This window comes from Bacillus sp. CCNWLW194, assembly GCF_037120585.1.
Classification (GTDB): Bacteria; Bacillota; Bacilli; order Bacillales; family Bacillaceae_G; genus Bacillus_A; species Bacillus_A basilensis.
The window spans coordinates 552,213-572,606 of the sequence record NZ_JBBBBL010000002.1 but is presented as its reverse complement, the minus strand read 5'-3'; the positions used below and the strand labels follow the sequence as shown (position 1 = coordinate 572,606).

The following is a 20,394-nucleotide window of genomic DNA, read 5'->3' as shown; positions in this document are numbered from 1 at the left end:
ATTATGAAAATTTTGTGTGATGTCGCTCTTTATATTCTAATTTTTTACAATTTTTCGATTGTAATATATAATAATATGTAATGTTTTTACAATTTTTAGTTTATAAGAGAGTAATTGTAGGAGGAGAGAAAGGTTGTACAATAAAAAATCAATGCCGGCTATAAAAATGATCCTTTCAATGTCTATTTTCGGGTCAATTGGATTCTTTTCTGTTCAAACGGGTTTACCGTCTTTTGAATTAGTATTCGTTCGTTGCATTTGTGCGACTATATTTTTAGCATTATGTTGGCTCGTAACAGGGCAGTATAAAAGTGAGCAATGGAATAAAAAAGAAGTTGTACAAATATTAGCATGCGGTGTATTTCTCGTTTTCAACTGGGTATTTCTATTTAAAGCGTTTGAAGTTATGTCGATTACAATTGCGATTTCAGTTTATCATCTTGCACCAATCATCGTATTAATGATTGGTAGTATCGTATTTAAAGAGAGACTTACAATGTTTGCTGTTTTGTCTATTGCTATTTGTTTTATCGGTACAGTTTTAGTAGCTGGGGTAGATGGAAATGTATCGTTTGAGAAACTTATGTCATCTGGCATGGTATGGGCACTTCTTGCAGCACTATTTTATGCTTTTACCACTTTATTAGGAAAAGGAATTCGGCATACGAGCGCATATGCGATGACATTTTTACAAACATTTTTAGGTATATTTTTATTGCTACCATTCGTAGATTTTGGCAAGTTTCAAGGATTAACAGAGATGAACTGGATGATGATTACAGCGACAGGTCTTATACATACTGGATTTGTATATTACTTATTTTTTGACAGTTTAAGAGATTTATCGACTAGAATGATCTCTGTATTAGTATTTTTGGATCCTGCTGTTGCGATACTATTAGATACAGTCTTTACCGGATTTAGACCGACTAGTATGCAAGTAGTAGGGATTATCCTTATATTTGTAGGAATGGCCTTTACTTTTCGGAAAACGAAGGATGAAAAAATAGCGGTGAAAGAAAAAATGTATTCATAATTGTAAATAATTAGATCATATTCTATTGATAATTTTCTTATTTTTTGTACAATATAAAAGATAGGAAAATAAAGGAAAAGGTAGATGAGAGAGATGAAAAAGCTAGTAAAGGTAGCGACATCGTTAACTTTAATGGGAGGAATATTTGTAGGTGCAAATGGTGTGTCTGCAAATACAGATGTTATCGAAAAATCTGGTCCTAATATTATGATAGAATTTGATGATGTAACAACAGATCATTGGGCATATGATGAAATTACGAATTTAGTATATCATCGCATTATGTATGGCTATGGGAATGGTAAGTTTGGGACAGAAGATAATATAACACGCGAACAGGCAGCGGCAGTACTACATCGTGCACTTGGTTTAAAAAGAAGTGTATTTGATGCGAATCCATATGGGGATATTAGCGGGAAGTCAACAATGTTTCCTTACGAAATTTTACATTTAACAAATATCGGTATTTTTAAAGGCGACGAAAATGGAAACTTCCGTCCGAAAGATACACTGACTCGTGCAGAATTGGCACAAATTTTAACGAAAGCATATGAGTTGAAAGCGAAGAGTCCGCATACATTTACAGATATACCAGAAAACCATTGGGCAAGGGATGCAATTAGCGCATTACAGTCTAATAAAGTAGCGGTAGGAACGGGAGATGGCAAGTTCCAGCCTGAAATGCTCGTTACACGTGGGCAATTTGCGAAGTTTTTACAACGATCAATTGATAATGCTACAGGGAAAATGGAATAGATAAAGAGAAAGCTCATAATGTGTAGAAGAGATATCTTCCGCTTATTATGAGCTTTTATTAGTAGATAGGTTATTATTTTCTTATTTTGCAGCTAAGTTGATATCCTTTATCGAAACGTCGATATATAGGGAGTAACAACATATATTTGCGTTTTTTGTCTAGAAAATGAACTTTTAAAATGTGAAGGATTTCTTTTGAAAAAAGTAGAATATTTAATGTATAGAAACACCTTTAAATGACCATAGGAAAGAGAAATGATTTGCGTACAATTCGGTATAAAAATTGAAATTGAGAGCGAATTGGCTCTCCTTTAGTAGTGATTTTCACAATAATAGATTTTTTAAATGTAATATATTGCATAAATGGTGCAAAGGCAACATATGTAATATTGGGAAGGATTTCAGTCTATTATTTTCCGTTTTTTCAAATGGAGATAAAGGGGAGAGGGCAATGAAGAAGAACATGTTACGTATAATGGCCACGGTAACTATTATGGGCGGCTTGTTTGTAAGTACAAATGTTCCAAACGTAAAAGCAGAAGAATATCCAGAAATGATTGTTTTTGATGATGTTCCAGTAAACCACTGGGCATATGACGATATAATGGACGTAGTATACAATAAAGTAATGTTAGGCTATGGAAATGGTAAGTTTGGTGTAGGTGATAATGTAACAAGAGAACAAGTAGCAGCAGTACTGTATCGTACATTGAATTTGAAAAAAGAAGGACCTTTAAAAAATCCATACAAAGATATTTCTGAGAGGGCAACAATGTTTTTAGATGAAATTTTAGTATTGACAAAGCATGGTATTTTTAAAGGTGATGAAAAAGGAAACTTTAGACCAGCCGCACCAGTGACACGCGCAGAAATGGCGCAAATTCTTACAAACGCATTTACATTTGAGATGAAGAAGAACCATACATTTAAAGATGTACCAAATAATCATTGGGCAAAAAATGCGATTAGTGCACTGCAGTCTAATCATGTCATAGTAGGGACAGGAAATGGGAATTTTGAACCGAGTAAAGTTGTAACGCGTGAGCAATATGCAACGTTTTTAAATAGAGCTGTTTTTTATTTTCCTGTAAAAGATGAAGATTATGAATGAAAGTTAAAATATAAGGACATTTAAATTATATCGATATAATATAAAACAAGAAAAAAGCGCGGAAATCCCACGCTTTTTTCTTGTTTTATATTATTTATAAGTATATCAATTTTCTGTTCATAGTTTATTTGTTGGAATTTAGTGGATAAGAAGAGATTGAATAAAGTAACTTTTTCTTGTTTAAATATGAGATTTAGTAACTTTATTATTAATAGAGTGTAAATAAAAGTATATGAAATATAGTTCATAAATTAGACAAAAATCACATGGGAATTGTATTGTTACGCTTTCGTTAATTCTTTATATTAGAAAAAAATATGTTTTTAGGGAGAGAGTACTTTGAAGAAAAAAATTTTAAAAGTAGCAACAGCTTTAACAATTATGGGTGGAATAGCATTTAGTGCTGAAGGGACTACAGCAAAAGCTGAATTAGCTGCAAAGCCACAACAAGCAAGTCAAGCAATCTTTAAAGATGTACCAGCAGGACATTGGTCTTATGAAGCAATTCAAACTTTAGCAGAACAAGAAATTATGCTTGGTTATGGAAATGGTGTGTTCGGTTTTGGACATAACGTAACTCGTGAACAGGTAGCCGCTTTAATTTATCGTGCACTGGATCTTGATGAAGAATTTGGTGAAGATGAGGAATTAGAAAGCCCGTATAATGATATTGTTGATGATAACTCAACGATGTTTCCTTTCGAAGTGTTAGCAGTAACAGAATTAGGTATCTTTACAGGTGACGAGAAAGGAAACTTCAGACCAAAAGATACGTTAACACGTGCAGAAATGGCGCAAGTTCTTACGAGAGCATTTGGATTAAAGGTACAAGGACCAGCAGGATTTAAAGATGTACCAAAGGGACATTGGGCAGAAAATGCAATTAATGCAGTAGGTTCAAATGGTATTTCAGTAGGAGATGGGAATGGTAACTTCGCTCCGAACATGAAAGTAACACGTGAACAATATGCGCAGTTCTTATTTAGAGCGCTTTAATAAACAGGGGTCAGTGTTGTATAACACTGGCCTTTTTTTATGTGTAATGCCGGTGGCAGAATACAGTTTTATAAAAAATCAATTAAATTTTCGAAAAAAACTTCCTTTTCTGAAGATTTGTTATATAATATAAAACATAAAATCAAATCTGTTATAAAACAGTTTAAGAAGGGGATGCTAATATGTCGACGCAAACTTCACGGGTTACACTCGTCGGAGAAATGTTATCAGCGTACAACGAAATATTGACACCTGAGGCGCTTAGTTTTTTAAAGGAACTACATGAAAATTTCAATGAGCGCCGCATAGAACTTTTACAAAAGCGTGCGGAGAAACAAAAGAGAATTGATGCAGGAGAGTTTCCGAAGTTTTTAGAAGAAACAAAGCGCATACGTGAAGCGGATTGGACAATTGCTAAATTGCCAAAAGATTTAGAGGATCGCCGCGTAGAGATTACTGGACCAGTAGATAGAAAGATGGTTATTAACGCTTTAAATTCAGGAGCACATCTTTTTATGGCGGATTTTGAAGATTCGAATTCACCAACTTGGGAAAATGCGATTGAAGGTCAAATAAACTTACGAGATGCAGTAAAGGGAACGATTTCACATAAAAATGAAAACGGAAAAGAATATCGTTTGAATAGTAAAACAGCAGTATTAATTGTGCGCCCAAGAGGATGGCATTTAGAAGAAAAACATATGCAAGTTGATGGGAAGAATATGTCTGGTAGCTTAGTAGATTTCGGACTTTATTTTTTCCATAATGCGAAAGCTCTTTTAGCAAAAGGAAGCGGGCCATACTTTTACTTACCGAAAATGGAAAGCTATTTAGAAGCAAGGTTATGGAATGATGTTTTCGTATTTGCTCAAAAATATATCGGTATTCCAAATGGAACGATTAAAGCAACGGTATTACTGGAAACGATTCACGCTTCGTTTGAAATGGATGAAATTTTGTATGAGCTTAAAGATCATTCTGCTGGATTAAATTGCGGAAGATGGGATTATATTTTTAGCTTTCTAAAGGGATTCCGTAATCATAACGACTTTTTACTTCCAGATAGAGCACAAGTCACGATGACGGCGCCGTTTATGCGCGCGTATTCTTTGAAAGTAATTCAAACATGTCATCGTCGTAATGCACCAGCTATTGGAGGAATGGCAGCGCAAATTCCGATTAAAAATAATCCGGAAGCAAATGAAGCTGCTTTTGAAAAAGTGCGTGCTGATAAGGAGCGTGAAGCTTTAGACGGTCATGACGGGACTTGGGTTGCCCACCCGGGACTTGTACCAGTCGCGATGGAAGTATTTAATCACATTATGAAAACACCGAATCAAATTTTTAGAAAACGAGAAGAAATACATGTAACAGAAAAAGATTTACTAGAAGTGCCAGTGGGAACGATTACAGAAGAAGGCCTTCGTATGAATATTAGTGTAGGCATTCAATATATTGCATCTTGGTTAAGCGGACGGGGAGCAGCACCAATTTATAACTTAATGGAAGATGCGGCAACAGCCGAAATTTCTAGGGCACAAGTATGGCAATGGATTCGTCATGAAGGTGGAAAACTAAATGATGGCCGTAATATTACGCTTGAACTAGTGGAAGAGCTAAAAGAAGAAGAATTAGCAAAAATAGAAAGAGAGATTGGTAAAGAAGCCTTTAAGAAAGGGAGATTCCAAGAGGCGACAACGTTGTTTACAAATCTCGTTCGGAATGATGAATTCGTACCATTTTTAACATTACCGGGTTATGAAATTTTATAAAAAGTGAAAAGGGGATGGAACAAATGAAAAACGAAAGAATCGAGAAATTACAAGAGAGCTGGGAACTAGATAATCGCTGGAAAGGGATCACACGTCCATATTCGGCAGAAGATGTAATTCGCCTGCGCGGGTCAATTGATATTGAACATACGTTAGCGCGCCGCGGTGCTGAAAAGCTTTGGGCGTCGCTTCATACGGAAGATTACATTAACGCACTTGGTGCATTAACAGGAAACCAAGCAATGCAACAAGTAAAAGCTGGGTTAAAAGCAATTTATTTAAGTGGCTGGCAAGTAGCGGCTGATGCGAATCTTTCTGGCCATATGTATCCAGACCAAAGTTTATATCCAGCGAACAGTGTACCTGCTGTAGTAAAACGAATTAATCAAACGCTTCAACGTGCGGATCAAATTCAGCATATGGAAGGAAGTGGTGATACAGATTATTTCGTGCCGATTGTAGCAGATGCAGAAGCTGGATTTGGCGGACAATTAAATGTATTTGAACTGATGAAAGGTATGATTGAAGCAGGTGCATCTGGCGTGCATTTTGAAGATCAATTATCTTCAGAGAAGAAATGCGGTCATTTAGGCGGAAAAGTATTACTACCAACGCAAACAGCGGTGCGTAATTTAATTTCTGCACGCCTTGCTGCAGATGTAATGGGAGTGCCGACAATTATCGTTGCAAGAACAGATGCGGATGCGGCAGATTTAATTACGAGCGATATAGATCCTGTTGATAAAGCATTTATTACAGGAGAAAGAACACCAGAAGGATTTTACCGTACGAAAGCAGGTCTTGATCAAGCGATTGCACGTGGTTTAGCATACGCTCCTTATGCAGACCTCGTTTGGTGTGAAACATCTGAACCAAATTTAGAAGATGCAAAACGATTTGCGGACGCAATTCATAAAGAGCATCCAGGGAAATTGCTTGCATATAACTGTTCACCTTCATTTAACTGGAAACAAAAACTAGATGAGAAAACAATTGCGAGCTTCCAAAAAGAAATCGCATCTTACGGTTATAAGTTCCAGTTCGTAACACTTGCTGGATTCCACTCATTAAACTACGGCATGTTCGAATTAGCACGAGGCTATAAAGAGCGCGGTATGACAGCGTACTCTGAACTACAGCAAGCAGAATTCGCAGCAGAAAAACATGGCTACTCTGCAACTCGTCATCAACGAGAAGTAGGAACAGGTTACTTTGATGAAGTAGCACAAGTTATTACAGGCGGTACTTCATCAACGACAGCATTAAAAGGATCTACCGAAGAAGCACAGTTTACGAAATAAAAGGAAGGGGCACCTTTTGAATGGGTGCCTCTTGTTATTTTGTTTGAGATGCGAGAGTAAATGAAATGATATCAACGATTTTTCTAATATATCGACTTACCGACAAAAAAGACAATAGTATCAAATCCACTCAGCTCTATGCTCACGAATAAACTGCATATCTTTTTCATAATGCTCCAGATGTCCTTCATCAATCATTCTTTTAAAATTTAAGTCGCCTTCTTGTGCTTTTCCGTTCATATATGTACATAACGCTTCTAGACGTAGTAACACCATTCCTAAGTAATCTTCGTCCATACTTTTACCGTAGGACTGGACAAATAATTTCACTCTTTCTTTTATAGAGTCAGCATGTTGTGCCGATTCATAATGAACTGCCTCACCCGATTCTGTATAATACACTCTACTTAAAGGTACACAAGTATACAGCGTATAAGCGATATCCCAAATTCTTGGTCCAGGAGCAGCAACATCGAAATCAATAATGCCTACTGGTTTTTCTTGATTAAAAATAATATTATATATGGCAAAATCGTTATGGCATAAAACCTCAATGTTATTTGGGGTATGATCCATCGTTTTCCAATCATCGGATAACGGGAAGTCACTTACAGCATCATGATAAAGGCGAAGTATCTTTGCTATTTCTTTTAACGTATCATTAGACCGCATGTATTCTTTTAAAGGATAATTCCCAGCTTCTCCTTCAATAAAAGATAAAATCTCTCTATTTTTCTCATCTATACCTAAAAACTTTGGAGCATGATGAAAACCTTTGTTTTCTAGATGCTGTAATAACTTATGAATTTTTGCACTGTCTGGCTTCAATTCTCGCCGCACAGTATTTTCAGAACGATATACGTTTGAGACGTTTCCGCCAGTTAGTTTTTCTTCGTTAGCGTAGTTTGACATGTGAAAGTTCCTCCTATAATTAAAAAATCCAATTCCATATAGTGAGTATACCAACAATGGCAGAAAAAAGAAGGAAAGCAAGAAATACTAGACAGCTAAGTGGGACTAACTTATCTTGCCATGTTTCCTGATACTCATAAACTAATTCTTCTACTACTGTTTTCTGTACTAAAGATAAATTTTGATCTTTATCTAACCTCTTTATATGGATAGAATCTCCTTTGAATTTTAAAGCACGTAAAATATGATAAGGATCATTTCCCATTGATTTTTCAAATAATAAACATGATTCATGCATAATGTCTGTTTTATGTTCCTCTAAATACCAGTAACGTCCAGCCATTTCTGGATATTGCAATTTATAATAAATGTCTCCGAGTTGTTTTCGAAGATATAATTCATTCGGGTATGTAGAGATGAGGCCATGTAGTCTATCTCTTGCCTTACCAAGATTATTATTTTCAATATCCTCTTCAATTTTCTTTAATGTTTTTTTAGGGATTTTGGCTGTCATGAATTCCTCCTTATTTGGAATAGAGATGATTATATTTTAAAAGAAATACTAAAAATTAGAAATTCTATTTTTAAAAAAGATTGTACATTTCATTTTAAATATGCTATGATAATGTCAGTTGAATAGTTAAATTAAGCAATCCATATATTATCAAGTGCTGAAAACGAACGAGAAAAAGTATGTGAGAACTAGTTTATGTTTCGTATTTGATAATGTGTGGATTCTTTTTTTAGATAGGAAAACTAAAAAAAATTAAAAATGTATTTTCTTAGGAGGAAATAATCATGGCAGTAACAGGACAAGTAAAATGGTTTAACAACGAAAAAGGCTTCGGTTTCATCGAAGTTCCAGGCGAAAACGACGTATTCGTACATTTCTCTGCAATCGAAACTGAAGGTTTCAAATCTCTAGAAGAAGGTCAAAAAGTTAGCTTCGAAATCGAAGAAGGTAACCGTGGACCTCAAGCTAAAAACGTAATCAAACTATAATTTTATAGTTTATTATGGAAAAAAGGATGGCTGCTGCCATCCTTTTTTTTGTTGTCATATACGAGCATAATGATTATATTAGGAGAAAACGGGGGATATATATGATCGAGAGGTATACAAATGAAGTAATACTCGATGTTCGCAGGGGAAATAAAGAAGACTTACACAATACGATTGAAGAGATAAAAGCATATGCGAAAACGTATGAACATGATAAAGTGACCTTAATTGATTTGAAGAAATCGCATTCTTCTGTTTTGGATGAGGAGCGATATATAGTTCTCTTACAAATTAAAAGAGATACAGAGAATCTTGGAAGAAAATATGAATATGAAGAAGAAAAAATCGTCGGTTTTTTTGAGGATGAAGAAGAGTAAAAGGTCTTCCAAAAATGGAAGGCCTTTTACTCTTCTTTTTCAACTTTTTTCTTCTCGCGTTTTTTACATTCAGAGCATTTCGATTTACGAAAAGGTTTTGCAAAGAATAGTAGTATGAAAAATAAGCCGAAAATAATACTAGCTGAGTTTTTCACAATCACTATGCTACTATTTTTCATTTGAATCGTGGGTTGAATTTCTTTTTCTTCCATAGTGGACCTCCATATATTGGATTTTTCTTTTAATTATAGCAAAGTTAATTGTCGTAATGATACGAAATGAGGAAGAAATTGTAAATATTTATTAATAGTATAAATACATTTTATGTGGATTTTTATTATTTAATCACTATATTTGTTTTTTGTAATTTAAAAGAAGTTTGATAAATGATAAAGTATTGTAAAAAAGCGGAATCTGTAAGCCATTTCCTTTTCATAGATGCTAAAATTATATATGCAGCTGCTAAAATAAATGGAAAAAGGAGATAGTGGAATATGGAAAGTAAAGTGGAACGCTATGTCGAAAACTACGTTGTTAATAAAAATACAATGGCCTTACTTCCTGTAATTCTCAGTGAAAAGAAAATTGTTACGCGAGTTGTTGAAGTGCAAGACTCTTTTTTCGTATTTCAAAAGCCTCTAGATATTATAGAAAGAAGTTGCCGCAAGCATGGTTCTAGTTTTTTAGGCAGAAAAGAAGGAACGAAAGAGTTAACTCATATTACACATAAAGCGCCGATTGCCATTAGTCCGACCGATCAAATTTATTTTTTCCCTACCTATTCTTATTCTAGAAAAGAGTGCTCGTGGTTGTCGCACTTTTATATTGAAAGTAATAAAGAATTAAAAGATGGAAACCTTATTATTAGATTTATAAATGGCTTTGCGGTGAAGTTAGAGATATCTAAAACTAGTTTTGAAAATCAACAAAATCGTACAGCGAAATTGCGTACTGAATATGAAGATCGTAGGAAAAAACAAGGGAATCCTTGCTTTAAAGAGATTGATAAAAATGAAGAATCTAGATTAAGACCAGCATATGAGAAAGTGTATTTTGTGAAAGAAGACGAGGTGTGAGAGGATGGGGAACTCCCATCCTTTTTATTTGTTGGTAAGTCGATATATTGGAGAAATCGCACATGCAAAAAAACTGCCATTCCCTAAATAACAAAACGTACGACACGTCCTGTCGAATATTGATAGATTATCATAGCATAATAATGAAGGAATTCTAATGAAAGATATGGAAACTTAATAATTACATCTCCATATGTCGTATCTACCATTTCCTCTTTTATATAAGCAATGATACAGTAGAGGTAGTACTTAGAGTAAAGGGGTAAAGTGTAGAATGGATTTTCAGACAATCAAAGAGTATTTTTCACCAGAAAATATGGATCATATTGTTGAAAGTTATAAAGCGTTCGGACCACTTCTTGGTATTGGTTTACCGATGATAGAGGCGCTAATTCCGGCATTGCCACTCATCGTATTTGTATTGGCGAATGCTGTTGCATTTGGATTTTGGCTCGGTTTTCTTTATTCATGGCTTGGATCAGTAATGGGTGCCTTACTTGTCTTTTTCATTATTCGTCATTTTGGCCGAAGTCGTTTCTTTTCTTTTGTAAATAAGCATGAGAGAGTACGAAAGGCAATGGGATGGATTGAAAGGAAAGGGTTCGCACCGATTTTCGTCATATTTTGTTTTCCGTTTACACCGTCTGCGCTTATAAACGTTGTCGCTGGTTTATCTCGCATAAGTGTAAAGCAGTTTGGCCTCGCGCTTGCGTTCGGAAAGCTTGTGATGATTTTTATTTTAACGTATATCGGTCATGATTTAATGTCATTTATTCATAATCCAGTGAAATCAGTCATTGTAGCAATTGGTATTTTTATTTTATGGTATGTCGGTAAGAAAATTGAAGTAAAGTTAGAACTACATTAAGAATAGTCTTCTTTGTAAAGGAAAGCTTCATGATTAAAGGATAAGGGGAGAAGCGGATGAAGAAAACTTTGAAAAAAGAAGGCATAGAGTGGATACGAACAATTTTAATTGGTGTATTATTAGCTGTATTTTTTCGAACGTTTTTCTTTTCAACGTACGTTGTAGAGGGGAAGTCAATGATGCCGACATTACAAGATGGCAATATGCTCGTTGTAAATAAGGTGAGTTATCAAGTGGGGGACTTGAATAGGTTTGATGTTGTTGTGTTTCATGCGAATAAAAAAGAGGACTACGTAAAACGAATTATCGGTTTACCTGGGGATCAAATTGAATATAAGCATGATAAACTATATATAAACGGACAATTCGTGGATGAACCTTATTTAGAAACGTATAAGAAAGAGATAGATGGACGACAACTAACAGGTGATTTTAAACTAGAAGAGTTAACGAAAGAAAAATCGGTGCCACCGGGATATATTTTTGTGGTAGGTGATAATCGCCTCGGGAGTTGGGATAGTAGACACTTTGGGTTTGTAAAAGCTGATACAGTTGTCGGTAAAGTTGATTTACGATATTGGCCACTTCAAGAGGTGCAAACGAATTTTTCAAAAGGTTGATATAATAGGTAGAAGTATAGAAAAAGACAAACTACTCCGTTTGTCTTTTTTCGTGTCCTATAATACAATTATAGTAGCAAACTAACGTTCGTTATGTAAGTGAAAGGTGGGGTTACATGTCACTTCGATTTGTGATTGGTAGAGCGGGAAGTGGAAAAAGTACACTTTGTTTACACGAAGTGCAAGAAGAGTTAAAGCAGCGTCCAAGAGGGAAAACAATACTATATCTTGTGCCAGAACAGATGACATTCCAAACGCAGCAGGCGTTAATTGGTAGTGAGGATGTTAGAGGTTCTATTCGGGCACAAGTTTTTAGTTTTTCACGGTTAGCGTGGAAGGTATTGCAAGAAGTTGGTGGAGCGAGTCGTCTTCACATTGATGAAGCGGGCGTACATATGTTACTTCGTAAAATTGTAGAGTCTCGTAAAGATGGATTATCGGTGTTCCAAAAGGCAGCGGAGCAAAACGGTTTTTTTGAACATCTTGGCAGCATGATTGCGGAGTTTAAACGATATAACGTGACGCCATCTAACGTATATGAAATGTGGCAACAATTAGATGCGCATAGTAGCAGTGCCGAACAAAAGCTATTAGCGAATAAAGTGTATGATTTACAATTACTATATGATGATTTTGAGCGTGCTTTAATCGGAAAATATTTAGATTCAGAAGACTACCTGCAATTGCTAGTCGAAAAGCTTCCGCAGTCTGAATATGTAAATCAGGCTGAAATTTATATAGATGGATTTCATTCGTTTTCACCGCAAGAGCTAGAAATTGTAAGACAGCTTATGATTTGCGGAGCGAGAGTTACGATTACGTTAACGATAGATGAAAAGACGTTAGCACAGCCAGTAAATGAACTAGATCTATTTTATGAAACGACGTTAACGTATGAAAAAATAAAACAAGTAGCACGTGAAGAGAAGATAGAAATTGAAAAAACGATTCCGCTTATGGAACAGCCACGTTTTCATTCGCAAGCATTAGCGCATTTAGAAACGCATTACGAAGCACGTCCAAATGAAAAGTTTCACGGTGAAGCGAGTGTAACGATTAGTACAGCAGCTAATTTGCGAGCTGAAGTAGAAGGTGTTGCTCGTGAAATTCGTAGACTTGTGGCGGACGAAGATTATCGTTACCGCGATATTGCAGTTCTTCTTCGTAACGGGGAAAGTTATTACGATGTGATGCGAACGTTATTTACAGATTATAATATCCCGCACTTCATCGATGAAAAACGACCGATGTCACATCATCCGCTAGTAGAATGCATTCGGTCAGCACTCGAGATTATTAGCGGGAATTGGCGTTATGATGCAGTGTTTCGCTGCGTGAAAACAGAGCTTTTATATCCATTAGACGTAAGAAAAGAAGCAATGCGCGAAGAGATGGATGAGTTTGAAAACTACTGTTTAGCGTACGGTGTACAAGGGAAGAGATGGATTTCTGAGGATCCGTGGATGTATCGACGCTATCGTTCTCTTGACGATACGAACGGGATGATTACAGACAGTGAACGTGAAATGGAAGAGAAAATAAATCGATTGCGCGACGTTGTAAGAACGCCTGTTATTCGTATGCAAAAAAGACTGAAGCGTGCGGGAACAGTTATGCAAATGTGTGAAGCTGTTTACTTATTTTTAGAAGAGCTGGATGTTCCGAAAAAACTAGAAGCATTACGTATTCGTGCAGAAGAGAGCGGCGATTTCTTATTTGCGACAGATCATGAGCAAGTATGGGAAGAAGTAATGAGTCTTCTTGATACGTTCGTTGAGATGCTTGGCGAAGAGAAAATGTCACTTTCTATGTTCACAGACATTATGTCGACAGGTCTTGAGGCGCTTCAATTCGCAAACATTCCGCCGTCATTAGACCAAGTGTTAATTGCTAACATTGATCGTTCTAGGTTATCAAATGTGAAAGCAACATTCGTCATTGGGGTAAATGAAGGTGTCATTCCAGCAGCACCTATGGATGAAGGTATGCTTTCTGATGAGGAAAGAGATGTTCTTGGTGCGGCAGGAATTGAATTAGCACCAACGACGAGACAAACTTTATTAGAAGAACAGTTCGTTATGTACCAAATGGTAACCAGAGCAACTGAGAAATTATATATTTCCTGTCCGCTCGCAGACGAAGAAGGAAAGACGTTACTTGCGTCTAGCTTTATTAAGAAAATAAAAAGAATGTTCCCTGATGTGAAAGAATCGTTTATTACGAATGACGTAAATGATTTATCACGTTCGGAACAAATTTCATACGTAGCAACGCCAGAAGTAACGTTGTCATATGTTATGCAGCAACTTCAAACGTGGAAACGATATGGATTTGAAGGGAATTTAGACTTTTGGTGGGATGTATATAATTTCTACGTCACTTCAGATGAATGGAAGCAAAAAAGTAGCCGCGTGCTATCAAGTTTATTCTACCGAAATCGTGCGCAGAAATTAAGCACAGTTGTAAGTAGAGATTTATACGGAGATACAATTAAGGGAAGCGTCTCTCGTATGGAACTATTTAACCGTTGTGCGTACGCTCATTTCGCGCAGCACGGTTTATCATTAAGAGAGCGTGATATTTTCAAATTAGATGCGCCGGATATCGGGGAATTATTCCATGCAGCGCTGAAGAGAATTGCAGACAGGCTATTACGTGAGAACCGTACTTGGGCGGATTTATCAATAAAAGAGTGTGAACATCTTTCTGCTGTAGTAATAGAAGAAATTGCACCGTTATTACAAAGACAAATTTTATTAAGCTCAAATCGTCATTTCTATTTAAAACAAAAACTACAACAAATTATTTTCCGTACGTCAATTATTCTGCGTGAACATGCGAAGTCGAGCGGTTTCGTACCAGTTGATTTAGAAGTGCCATTCGGTATGGGCGGTACAGGATCACTTCCGCCGATGGAATTCTCATTACCAAATGGTGTGAAGATGGAAGTAGTTGGTCGTATTGACCGTGTTGATAAGGCAGAAGACGAAAACGGGACATTCCTACGTATTATTGACTATAAATCAAGTTCAAAAGCGTTAGACTTAACGGAAGTGTATTACGGATTAGCTCTTCAAATGTTAACGTATTTAGATGTTGTTACTTCAAATGCACAGACGTGGATGAAAAAAGGCGGCACAGCATCACCAGCTGGTGTATTGTATTTCCACATTCATAACCCAATCGTTGAGGTGAAAGGTGACGCATCTGAAGCAGAAATTGAAAAGGAAATTTTAAAGAAATTCAAAATGAAAGGGCTCGTACTAGGAGATGCTGACGTTGTTCGTTTAATGGATAACAAACTTTCAACAGGAAGCTCAGATATTATTTCTGCTGGTTTGAAAAAAGACGGTAGCTTTAGTGCGCGTTCTAGCATTGCAAGTGAACAAGAGTTTAACGTACTCCAAAAATACGTACACCATACGTTTGAAAATATCGGAAAAGATATTACAGAAGGTGTAATCGATATTGCTCCTTACAAAAAGGGGAATAAAGCGGCGTGTACGTTCTGTAACTTCAAATCGGTTTGTCAGTTCGATGAATCACTTGAAGATAATCAATTCCGTACGTTAAAAGATATGAAAGATAGTGAAGCGATGGAGAAAATTAGAGAGGAGGTTGGCGGAGAATGATAGAAAATTGGCCTAAAAAACCAGAAGGAAGTCAATGGACAGATGACCAGTGGAAAGCCGTTGTAGCGAACGGACGTGATATTTTAGTAGCAGCAGCAGCCGGATCAGGTAAAACAGCAGTATTAGTTGAACGTATTATTAAAAAGATTATAAACGAAGAAAACCCAGTCGATGTCGACCGCCTGCTCGTTGTAACATTTACAAATGCAGCGGCGCAAGAGATGAAAAATAGAATCGGAGAAGCGTTAGAAAAAGTATTAATTGATGAACCAGGATCTCAGCACGTAAGAAAGCAGCTGAGCCTATTAAATAAAGCTTCTATTTCGACGATCCATTCATTTTGTTTACAAGTCATTAGAGGATACTATTACATGCTTGATGTGGATCCTCGTTTCCGCATTGCGAATCAAACAGAAAACGAATTATTAAAAGAAGAAGTGTTAGATGACATATTAGAAGAAGAGTATGGAATTGAAGATAATGCGATATTCTTTGAACTCGTTGATCGTTATACGAGTGACCGTAGTGACGATGATTTACAGCGTATGATTTTAGCGCTTCATACAGAATCAAGAGCACATCCAAATCCGGAAAAATGGCTTGATAAATTAGTAGAGGCATACGATGTGGAAGGAAAGACAATTGAAGATTTAGTATATGCTTCGTATTTATTAGAAGATGTGAAATTCCAGATTGAAACGGCGGAAGCGCATATTCGTAAAGCGACTGAACTTGCAATGCTTCCTGACGGTCCAGCACCTCGCGTTGAAACCCTGCAAACAGACTTAGCTTTACTTGGAACGTTATCATCAGCTGCTCGTGAGTCATGGACAAGTGTGTATGAAGCGATGCAGAGTGTATCGTGGCAAACGTTAAAACGTATTAAGAAAAGTGATTACAACGAGGATGTTGTAAAACAAGTAGACTCTCTTCGTAATAAAGCGAAAGATGAAGTGAAGAAATTGCAAGAAGAGCTATTTAGCCGCAGACCTGAAAGTTTCTTACGAGATTTTCAAGATATGCATCCTGTATTAGAAAAACTCGTACAGCTTGTAAAAGTATTTACAGAGCGTTTCCAAGCGATGAAGCGAGATAAAGGCATGGTCGATTTCACAGATTTAGAGCATTTCTGTTTACAAATTTTAAGTGAACAAAGTGAAGATGGTGAAATGAAGCCATCAGCAGTAGCGCTTCAATATCGTAATAAATTTGCTGAAGTATTAGTCGATGAATATCAAGATACGAACTTCGTACAAGAATCGATTATTAAATTCGTAACGAAAGATTCAGAGAGTGAAGGAAACTTGTTCATGGTAGGTGACGTGAAGCAGTCGATTTATCGTTTCCGATTAGCAGAACCAGGACTATTCTTAGGAAAATATAAACGTTTCACGCAAGAAGGATTGGGCGGCGGAATGAAAATTGACTTAGCGAAAAACTTCCGTAGTCGTCATGAAGTGCTAGCAGGCACGAACTTCATCTTCAAACAAATTATGGGCGAAGAAGTTGGGGAAATCGATTACGATGCTGACGCTGAATTAAAGCTAGGTGCTAGCTACCCAGAAGGTGAAGATGTAGCGGCTGAGCTATTATGTATTCAGCAAACGGAAGAAGAAGTACTAGACGGTGAAGAAGGTGCGGAAGTAGAAAAGGCACAGCTTGAAGCTCGTCTTATGGCGCAGCGCATTAAAGCGATGGTCGATTCAGGTTATGAAGTGTATGATCGTAAAACGGATAGTATGCGCCCTGTACAATACCGCGACTTCGTTATTTTACTTCGCTCCATGCCGTGGGCGCCGCAAATTATGGAAGAATTAAAACTGCAAGGAATTCCAGTATACGCTGATCTTGCGACTGGTTACTTTGAAGCGACAGAAGTAAATATTATGATGAACGTCTTCCGCGTTATCGATAATCCGATGCAAGATATTCCGCTTGCAGCAGTGCTTCGTTCACCGATCGTTGGATTAAATGATGAAGAACTTGCGACGCTTCGTGCTCACGGAAAGAAAGGTTCGTTTTATGAAGTAATGAGCTCATTCTTAAAAGGGGCACCACTTGAAGAAGAGCAAGAACTACATGATAAATTAGAGTGGTTCTATAACTTACTGCAAGGATGGCGTGAATTCGCGCGCCAACAGTCACTTTCTGATTTGATTTGGAAAGTGTACGGTGAGACAGGTTATTACGATTTCGTTGGCGGTTTACCAGCTGGAAAGCAAAGGCAAGCAAACCTGCGTGTACTATATGACCGCGCGAGACAATATGAAGCAACATCATTTAGAGGGTTATTCCGCTTCTTACGCTTTATTGAGCGTATTTTAGAACGCGGTGATGATATGGGTACAGCGAGAGCTTTAGGTGAACAAGAAGACGTCGTTCGCATTATGACGATTCATAAAAGTAAAGGACTTGAGTTTCCAGTTGTATTTGTAGCTGGACTTGGTCGTCGTTTTAATACACAAGATTTAATGAAACGTTTCTTACTGCATAAAGACTTCGGTTTCGGTTCGCAGTTCATTGATCCGCGTAAACGAATTAAATATACGACATTATCGCAACTAGCAATTAAGCGTAAAATGAAAATGGAATTAATCGCGGAAGAAATGCGCGTATTATACGTAGCATTAACGCGTGCAAAAGAGAAGTTAATTTTAATCGGAACAGTGAAAGATGCAACTAAGGAAATGGAGAAATGGCTTGATGCGAGGGAGCATAGTGAATGGTTATTACCAGATCATATACGTGCCGGAGCATCTTGTTATTTAGACTGGATTGCACCTTCATTATATAGACATCGTGATAGTGAAATGCTTCTTGAATTAGGACAAGGAAGCATTCCAGATGAAGTTTATGGGTATGACACTAGCTGGAAAGTAGAAGTTGTAGACGGTAACACGTTACTTGCACCAGAGCCAGTTCAAGAAGAGAAGCAAGAGTTGTTAGAAGCACTTCGTGAGAAAAAGGCTGTTCCGTTAGAAAGTGAACGGAAAGAAGAAGTGTACGATAGATTAATGTGGAAGTACGGATATGAGGAAGCGACATCTCATCGTGCGAAGCAATCTGTTACAGAAATAAAGAGAAATTATCAATCTGAAGAAGGTAGCGATAACGCCTTTATTAAAAAACTACGTGCGCCAATTAAAACACGTCCACGCTTTATGGAGAAGAAAGGGCTAACGTACGCAGAGCGCGGAACAGCAGTCCATGCCGTTATGCAGCATATTGATTTGAAGAAGCCGATTACGATTGAAGTTCTTCAAGAGCAAATTGCTGGAATGGTAAATAAGGAATTATTAACTTTTGAACAAGCAGAAGAAATTACGATTGAAAAAGTCATTTCATTCTTTGACAGTGACCTAGGTAAAAGGGTATTAGCGGCGAAAAGTGTTGAGCGTGAAGTACCCTTTACGATGATGCTTGCAGCAGAAGAAGCATATCAAGATTGGCAAGGGAAGAGCGACGAAACGATTCTTGTCCAAGGTGTTATCGACTGTATGATTGAAGAGGAAGATGGCATCACGTTAATCGACTTTAAAACGGATACGATTGAAGGGAAGTTCCCAGGTGGATTCGATCAAGCGAAACCAATTTTAGAAGAGCGATATAAAGTGCAGCTTTCGCTATATGCAAAAGCACTCGAGAAAAGCTTACAACATCCTGTAAAAGAGAAATGTTTATACTTCTTTGATGGCAATCACGTTATAAAAGTTGAGGAATAGAGGGACTTACAAATGGCAACGGAAAAAACGTTAAGAACTTGTGAAAAGGGACATGAGTACTATAAAAGTAGCAATTGTCCAACTTGCCCAACCTGTGAGAAAGAGAAAACGCCAAAAGAAGGTTTTCTTTTTCTTCTTTCAGCGCCAGCAAGAAGGGCGCTAGAGCATCACGGAATTCATACTGTAGAAGAACTCTCAAAGTATAGCGAGAAAGAAATTTTAAAACTACATGGTATGGGACCCGCATCTTTACCTAAATTGAGAGCGGTTCTAGAGGAAAAAGGATTATCATTTAAATAAAATTATAATTTCGTGTAGAAAGAAGAAAAAAGTAGGAGATATCTCCTACTTTTTTTATGCTGTTCCAATCTGATCTTGATCGGCCACATCAGAATCGAACGTATTTGTTGCACTAACACCACTAAACGTATTTACGACAAATCCAACGTTAGAAGCTCCAGATCCATTATACGCTTTCGTGTTTTCTTTCGGAGACACGTTATAAAAATCTCCTAAATTGAAAGAGCCATTACTGTTTTGAACGACGAGATTTCCAACAACAGAAGGCATACCATCCACCTACTTTACTCAGCTTTTTAATTACTATATGAATTATTGAGCGGAAGGTTCATCCGTAATATATTGGCGGATTTGCATAATACGAGAGTTATTGAAAGCATAATCAACATTTCCGATTTGAAAGCAACCGGAATTTAAAAGTGTTCGTAATTCAACATCCTTCACTTCAATAAAGGGACATTCATTTACAATGTTTAGTTTTACATCTGTCGAACGTTTTGGGATTGTGATGTGTTCATCTGTAAAAATTTCAAATGCATCTAAGCGACCTTCGTCTTTTATATAGCAAGGAAATTCCCTGTGGACGGCAAGAGCCCTACTTTTTAATTCCATTTGATTTGCGTCTCCCACTTGAAACACGGCAGTAATCCCTAAAGAAATAATAGAAACATTTTGGACAACAGACACATGATGCAACATAATTTCTCAGTCTCCTTAACCTGGAGTAGGAGGGACGTCTGTTACTAACGGTACAAACGGACCCTCTGTTACAGTTTCAAACGGTGTATCAAGAATAGAGGATAGAATGAGGAGATTCGCATCTCCAATTAAAAAGAGTGCGGATGACGATACACCGTTCATTTTAATCTGTCCGACTTTTAATTCACGATTGACAACGTTAAGGTTCATACAT

General features: G+C 37.0%; 20 protein-coding genes. 14 read left to right on the top strand and 6 right to left on the bottom strand.

The genetic code is table 11. The features are described from left to right. Positions 1–133 precede the first annotated feature (133 nt). The 6 genes from V7S50_RS06395 (at position 134) to aceA (ending at position 6,972) form a co-directional block, all read left to right on the top strand. A complete protein-coding gene (locus V7S50_RS06395) occupies positions 134–1,036 on the top strand; it encodes a DMT family transporter (RefSeq protein WP_242250945.1) in 903 nt (300 codons plus the stop codon). A gap of 84 nt (positions 1,037–1,120) precedes the next feature. Next, complete coding sequence (locus V7S50_RS06390; RefSeq protein WP_063224656.1) at positions 1,121–1,792, top strand: S-layer homology domain-containing protein; 672 nt, start codon at positions 1,121–1,123, stop codon at positions 1,790–1,792. Positions 1,793–2,243: 451 nt separating this feature from the next. Beyond that, positions 2,244–2,903, top strand: coding sequence for an S-layer homology domain-containing protein (locus V7S50_RS06385; RefSeq protein WP_063224655.1), 660 nt, complete (start codon positions 2,244–2,246; stop codon positions 2,901–2,903). Positions 2,904–3,242: 339 nt separating this feature from the next. Beyond that, positions 3,243–3,899, top strand: a complete 657-nt coding sequence (locus tag V7S50_RS06380; RefSeq protein ID WP_063224654.1) for an S-layer homology domain-containing protein — start codon at positions 3,243–3,245, stop codon at positions 3,897–3,899. A gap of 182 nt (positions 3,900–4,081) precedes the next feature. After that, positions 4,082–5,671 (top strand): malate synthase A, encoded by a 1,590-nt coding sequence (gene aceB / locus V7S50_RS06375; RefSeq protein ID WP_242250946.1) that lies wholly within the window; start codon positions 4,082–4,084, stop codon positions 5,669–5,671. A gap of 23 nt (positions 5,672–5,694) precedes the next feature. Then, the gene (aceA, locus tag V7S50_RS06370; protein ID WP_242250947.1) at positions 5,695–6,972 is read left to right on the top strand and encodes an isocitrate lyase; all 1,278 of its coding nucleotides are present in this window, start codon (positions 5,695–5,697) and stop codon (positions 6,970–6,972) included. A 120-nt stretch (positions 6,973–7,092) separates the two neighbouring features. On the opposite strand, the gene V7S50_RS06365 is transcribed toward aceA, so the two are convergent. After that, positions 7,093–7,884 carry a phosphotransferase gene (locus V7S50_RS06365; RefSeq protein ID WP_242250948.1) on the bottom strand — a complete coding sequence of 264 codons (792 nt, stop codon included), beginning with the start codon at positions 7,882–7,884 and terminating at the stop codon, positions 7,093–7,095. 19 nt (positions 7,885–7,903) lie between these two features. Beyond that, positions 7,904–8,398 (bottom strand): DUF6584 family protein, encoded by a 495-nt coding sequence (locus V7S50_RS06360; protein ID WP_242250949.1) that lies wholly within the window; start codon positions 8,396–8,398, stop codon positions 7,904–7,906. A 284-nt stretch (positions 8,399–8,682) separates the two neighbouring features. Here V7S50_RS06360 and cspA point away from each other — a divergent pair, with 284 nt between their 5' ends. After that, positions 8,683–8,886: an RNA chaperone/antiterminator CspA gene (gene cspA, locus V7S50_RS06355; protein ID WP_000301522.1), complete on the top strand. Its 204-nt coding sequence runs from the start codon at positions 8,683–8,685 to the stop codon at positions 8,884–8,886. Positions 8,887–8,987: 101 nt separating this feature from the next. Then, entirely contained in the window at positions 8,988–9,263 is a 276-nt protein-coding gene (locus tag V7S50_RS06350) for a hypothetical protein (RefSeq protein WP_063224649.1), read from the top strand. 26 nt (positions 9,264–9,289) lie between these two features. Here the strand turns inward: V7S50_RS06350 and V7S50_RS06345 are convergent, their stop codons facing one another. Next, positions 9,290–9,475 (bottom strand): hypothetical protein, encoded by a 186-nt coding sequence (locus V7S50_RS06345; protein ID WP_063224648.1) that lies wholly within the window; start codon positions 9,473–9,475, stop codon positions 9,290–9,292. Positions 9,476–9,757: 282 nt separating this feature from the next. On the opposite strand from V7S50_RS06345, the gene V7S50_RS06340 reads away from it, so the two are divergent. The 6 genes from V7S50_RS06340 to V7S50_RS06315 all read left to right on the top strand — a co-directional run bounded on the left by V7S50_RS06340 (position 9,758) and on the right by V7S50_RS06315 (position 19,481). After that, positions 9,758–10,339 carry a competence protein ComK gene (locus tag V7S50_RS06340; protein ID WP_242250950.1) on the top strand — a complete coding sequence of 194 codons (582 nt, stop codon included), beginning with the start codon at positions 9,758–9,760 and terminating at the stop codon, positions 10,337–10,339. A 274-nt stretch (positions 10,340–10,613) separates the two neighbouring features. Next, on the top strand, positions 10,614–11,207 hold the full coding sequence (locus V7S50_RS06335) for a TVP38/TMEM64 family protein (RefSeq protein ID WP_000347517.1): 594 nt from the start codon (positions 10,614–10,616) through the stop codon (positions 11,205–11,207). A 56-nt stretch (positions 11,208–11,263) separates the two neighbouring features. Beyond that, complete coding sequence (gene lepB / locus V7S50_RS06330; RefSeq protein ID WP_063224645.1) at positions 11,264–11,827, top strand: signal peptidase I; 564 nt, start codon at positions 11,264–11,266, stop codon at positions 11,825–11,827. A 116-nt stretch (positions 11,828–11,943) separates the two neighbouring features. Next, positions 11,944–15,459: a helicase-exonuclease AddAB subunit AddB gene (gene addB / locus V7S50_RS06325; protein WP_242250952.1), complete on the top strand. Its 3,516-nt coding sequence runs from the start codon at positions 11,944–11,946 to the stop codon at positions 15,457–15,459. Then, a complete protein-coding gene (gene addA / locus V7S50_RS06320; protein ID WP_242250954.1) occupies positions 15,456–19,181 on the top strand; it encodes a helicase-exonuclease AddAB subunit AddA in 3,726 nt (1,241 codons plus the stop codon). Before addB ends, addA begins: the two co-directional genes overlap by 4 nt. A 12-nt stretch (positions 19,182–19,193) precedes the next feature. After that, entirely contained in the window at positions 19,194–19,481 is a 288-nt protein-coding gene (locus tag V7S50_RS06315) for an RNA polymerase alpha subunit C-terminal domain-containing protein (protein ID WP_242250956.1), read from the top strand. A gap of 54 nt (positions 19,482–19,535) precedes the next feature. Here the strand turns inward: V7S50_RS06315 and gerPF are convergent, their stop codons facing one another. Genes gerPF through gerPD form a run of 3 tightly spaced genes read right to left on the bottom strand, consistent with a single transcriptional unit; the run spans position 19,536 to position 20,390 of the window. After that, a complete protein-coding gene (gene gerPF / locus V7S50_RS06310; RefSeq protein ID WP_001141570.1) occupies positions 19,536–19,751 on the bottom strand; it encodes a spore germination protein GerPF in 216 nt (71 codons plus the stop codon). Positions 19,752–19,793: 42 nt separating this feature from the next. Continuing rightward, on the bottom strand, positions 19,794–20,180 hold the full coding sequence (locus V7S50_RS06305; protein ID WP_063224641.1) for a spore germination protein GerPE: 387 nt from the start codon (positions 20,178–20,180) through the stop codon (positions 19,794–19,796). A gap of 15 nt (positions 20,181–20,195) precedes the next feature. Next, complete coding sequence (gerPD, locus tag V7S50_RS06300) at positions 20,196–20,390, bottom strand: spore germination protein GerPD (protein WP_001052807.1); 195 nt, start codon at positions 20,388–20,390, stop codon at positions 20,196–20,198. Positions 20,391–20,394 lie beyond the last annotated feature (4 nt).

Coding starts and splice junctions, on each gene's coding strand:
- V7S50_RS06390 (WP_063224656.1), top strand. CDS start 1,121: ATGAGAGAGATGAAAAAGCTAGTAAAGGTAGCGACATCGTTAACTTTA.
- V7S50_RS06385 (WP_063224655.1), top strand. CDS start 2,244: ATGAAGAAGAACATGTTACGTATAATGGCCACGGTAACTATTATGGGC.
- aceB (WP_242250946.1), top strand. CDS start 4,082: ATGTCGACGCAAACTTCACGGGTTACACTCGTCGGAGAAATGTTATCA.
- aceA (WP_242250947.1), top strand. CDS start 5,695: ATGAAAAACGAAAGAATCGAGAAATTACAAGAGAGCTGGGAACTAGAT.
- V7S50_RS06365 (WP_242250948.1), bottom strand. CDS start 7,884: ATGTCAAACTACGCTAACGAAGAAAAACTAACTGGCGGAAACGTCTCA.
- V7S50_RS06360 (WP_242250949.1), bottom strand. CDS start 8,398: ATGACAGCCAAAATCCCTAAAAAAACATTAAAGAAAATTGAAGAGGAT.
- cspA (WP_000301522.1), top strand. CDS start 8,683: ATGGCAGTAACAGGACAAGTAAAATGGTTTAACAACGAAAAAGGCTTC.
- V7S50_RS06350 (WP_063224649.1), top strand. CDS start 8,988: ATGATCGAGAGGTATACAAATGAAGTAATACTCGATGTTCGCAGGGGA.
- V7S50_RS06345 (WP_063224648.1), bottom strand. CDS start 9,475: ATGGAAGAAAAAGAAATTCAACCCACGATTCAAATGAAAAATAGTAGC.
- V7S50_RS06340 (WP_242250950.1), top strand. CDS start 9,758: ATGGAAAGTAAAGTGGAACGCTATGTCGAAAACTACGTTGTTAATAAA.
- V7S50_RS06335 (WP_000347517.1), top strand. CDS start 10,614: ATGGATTTTCAGACAATCAAAGAGTATTTTTCACCAGAAAATATGGAT.
- lepB (WP_063224645.1), top strand. CDS start 11,264: ATGAAGAAAACTTTGAAAAAAGAAGGCATAGAGTGGATACGAACAATT.
- addB (WP_242250952.1), top strand. CDS start 11,944: ATGTCACTTCGATTTGTGATTGGTAGAGCGGGAAGTGGAAAAAGTACA.
- addA (WP_242250954.1), top strand. CDS start 15,456: ATGATAGAAAATTGGCCTAAAAAACCAGAAGGAAGTCAATGGACAGAT.
- V7S50_RS06315 (WP_242250956.1), top strand. CDS start 19,194: ATGGCAACGGAAAAAACGTTAAGAACTTGTGAAAAGGGACATGAGTAC.
- gerPF (WP_001141570.1), bottom strand. CDS start 19,751: ATGCCTTCTGTTGTTGGAAATCTCGTCGTTCAAAACAGTAATGGCTCT.
- V7S50_RS06305 (WP_063224641.1), bottom strand. CDS start 20,180: ATGTTGCATCATGTGTCTGTTGTCCAAAATGTTTCTATTATTTCTTTA.
- gerPD (WP_001052807.1), bottom strand. CDS start 20,390: ATGAACCTTAACGTTGTCAATCGTGAATTAAAAGTCGGACAGATTAAA.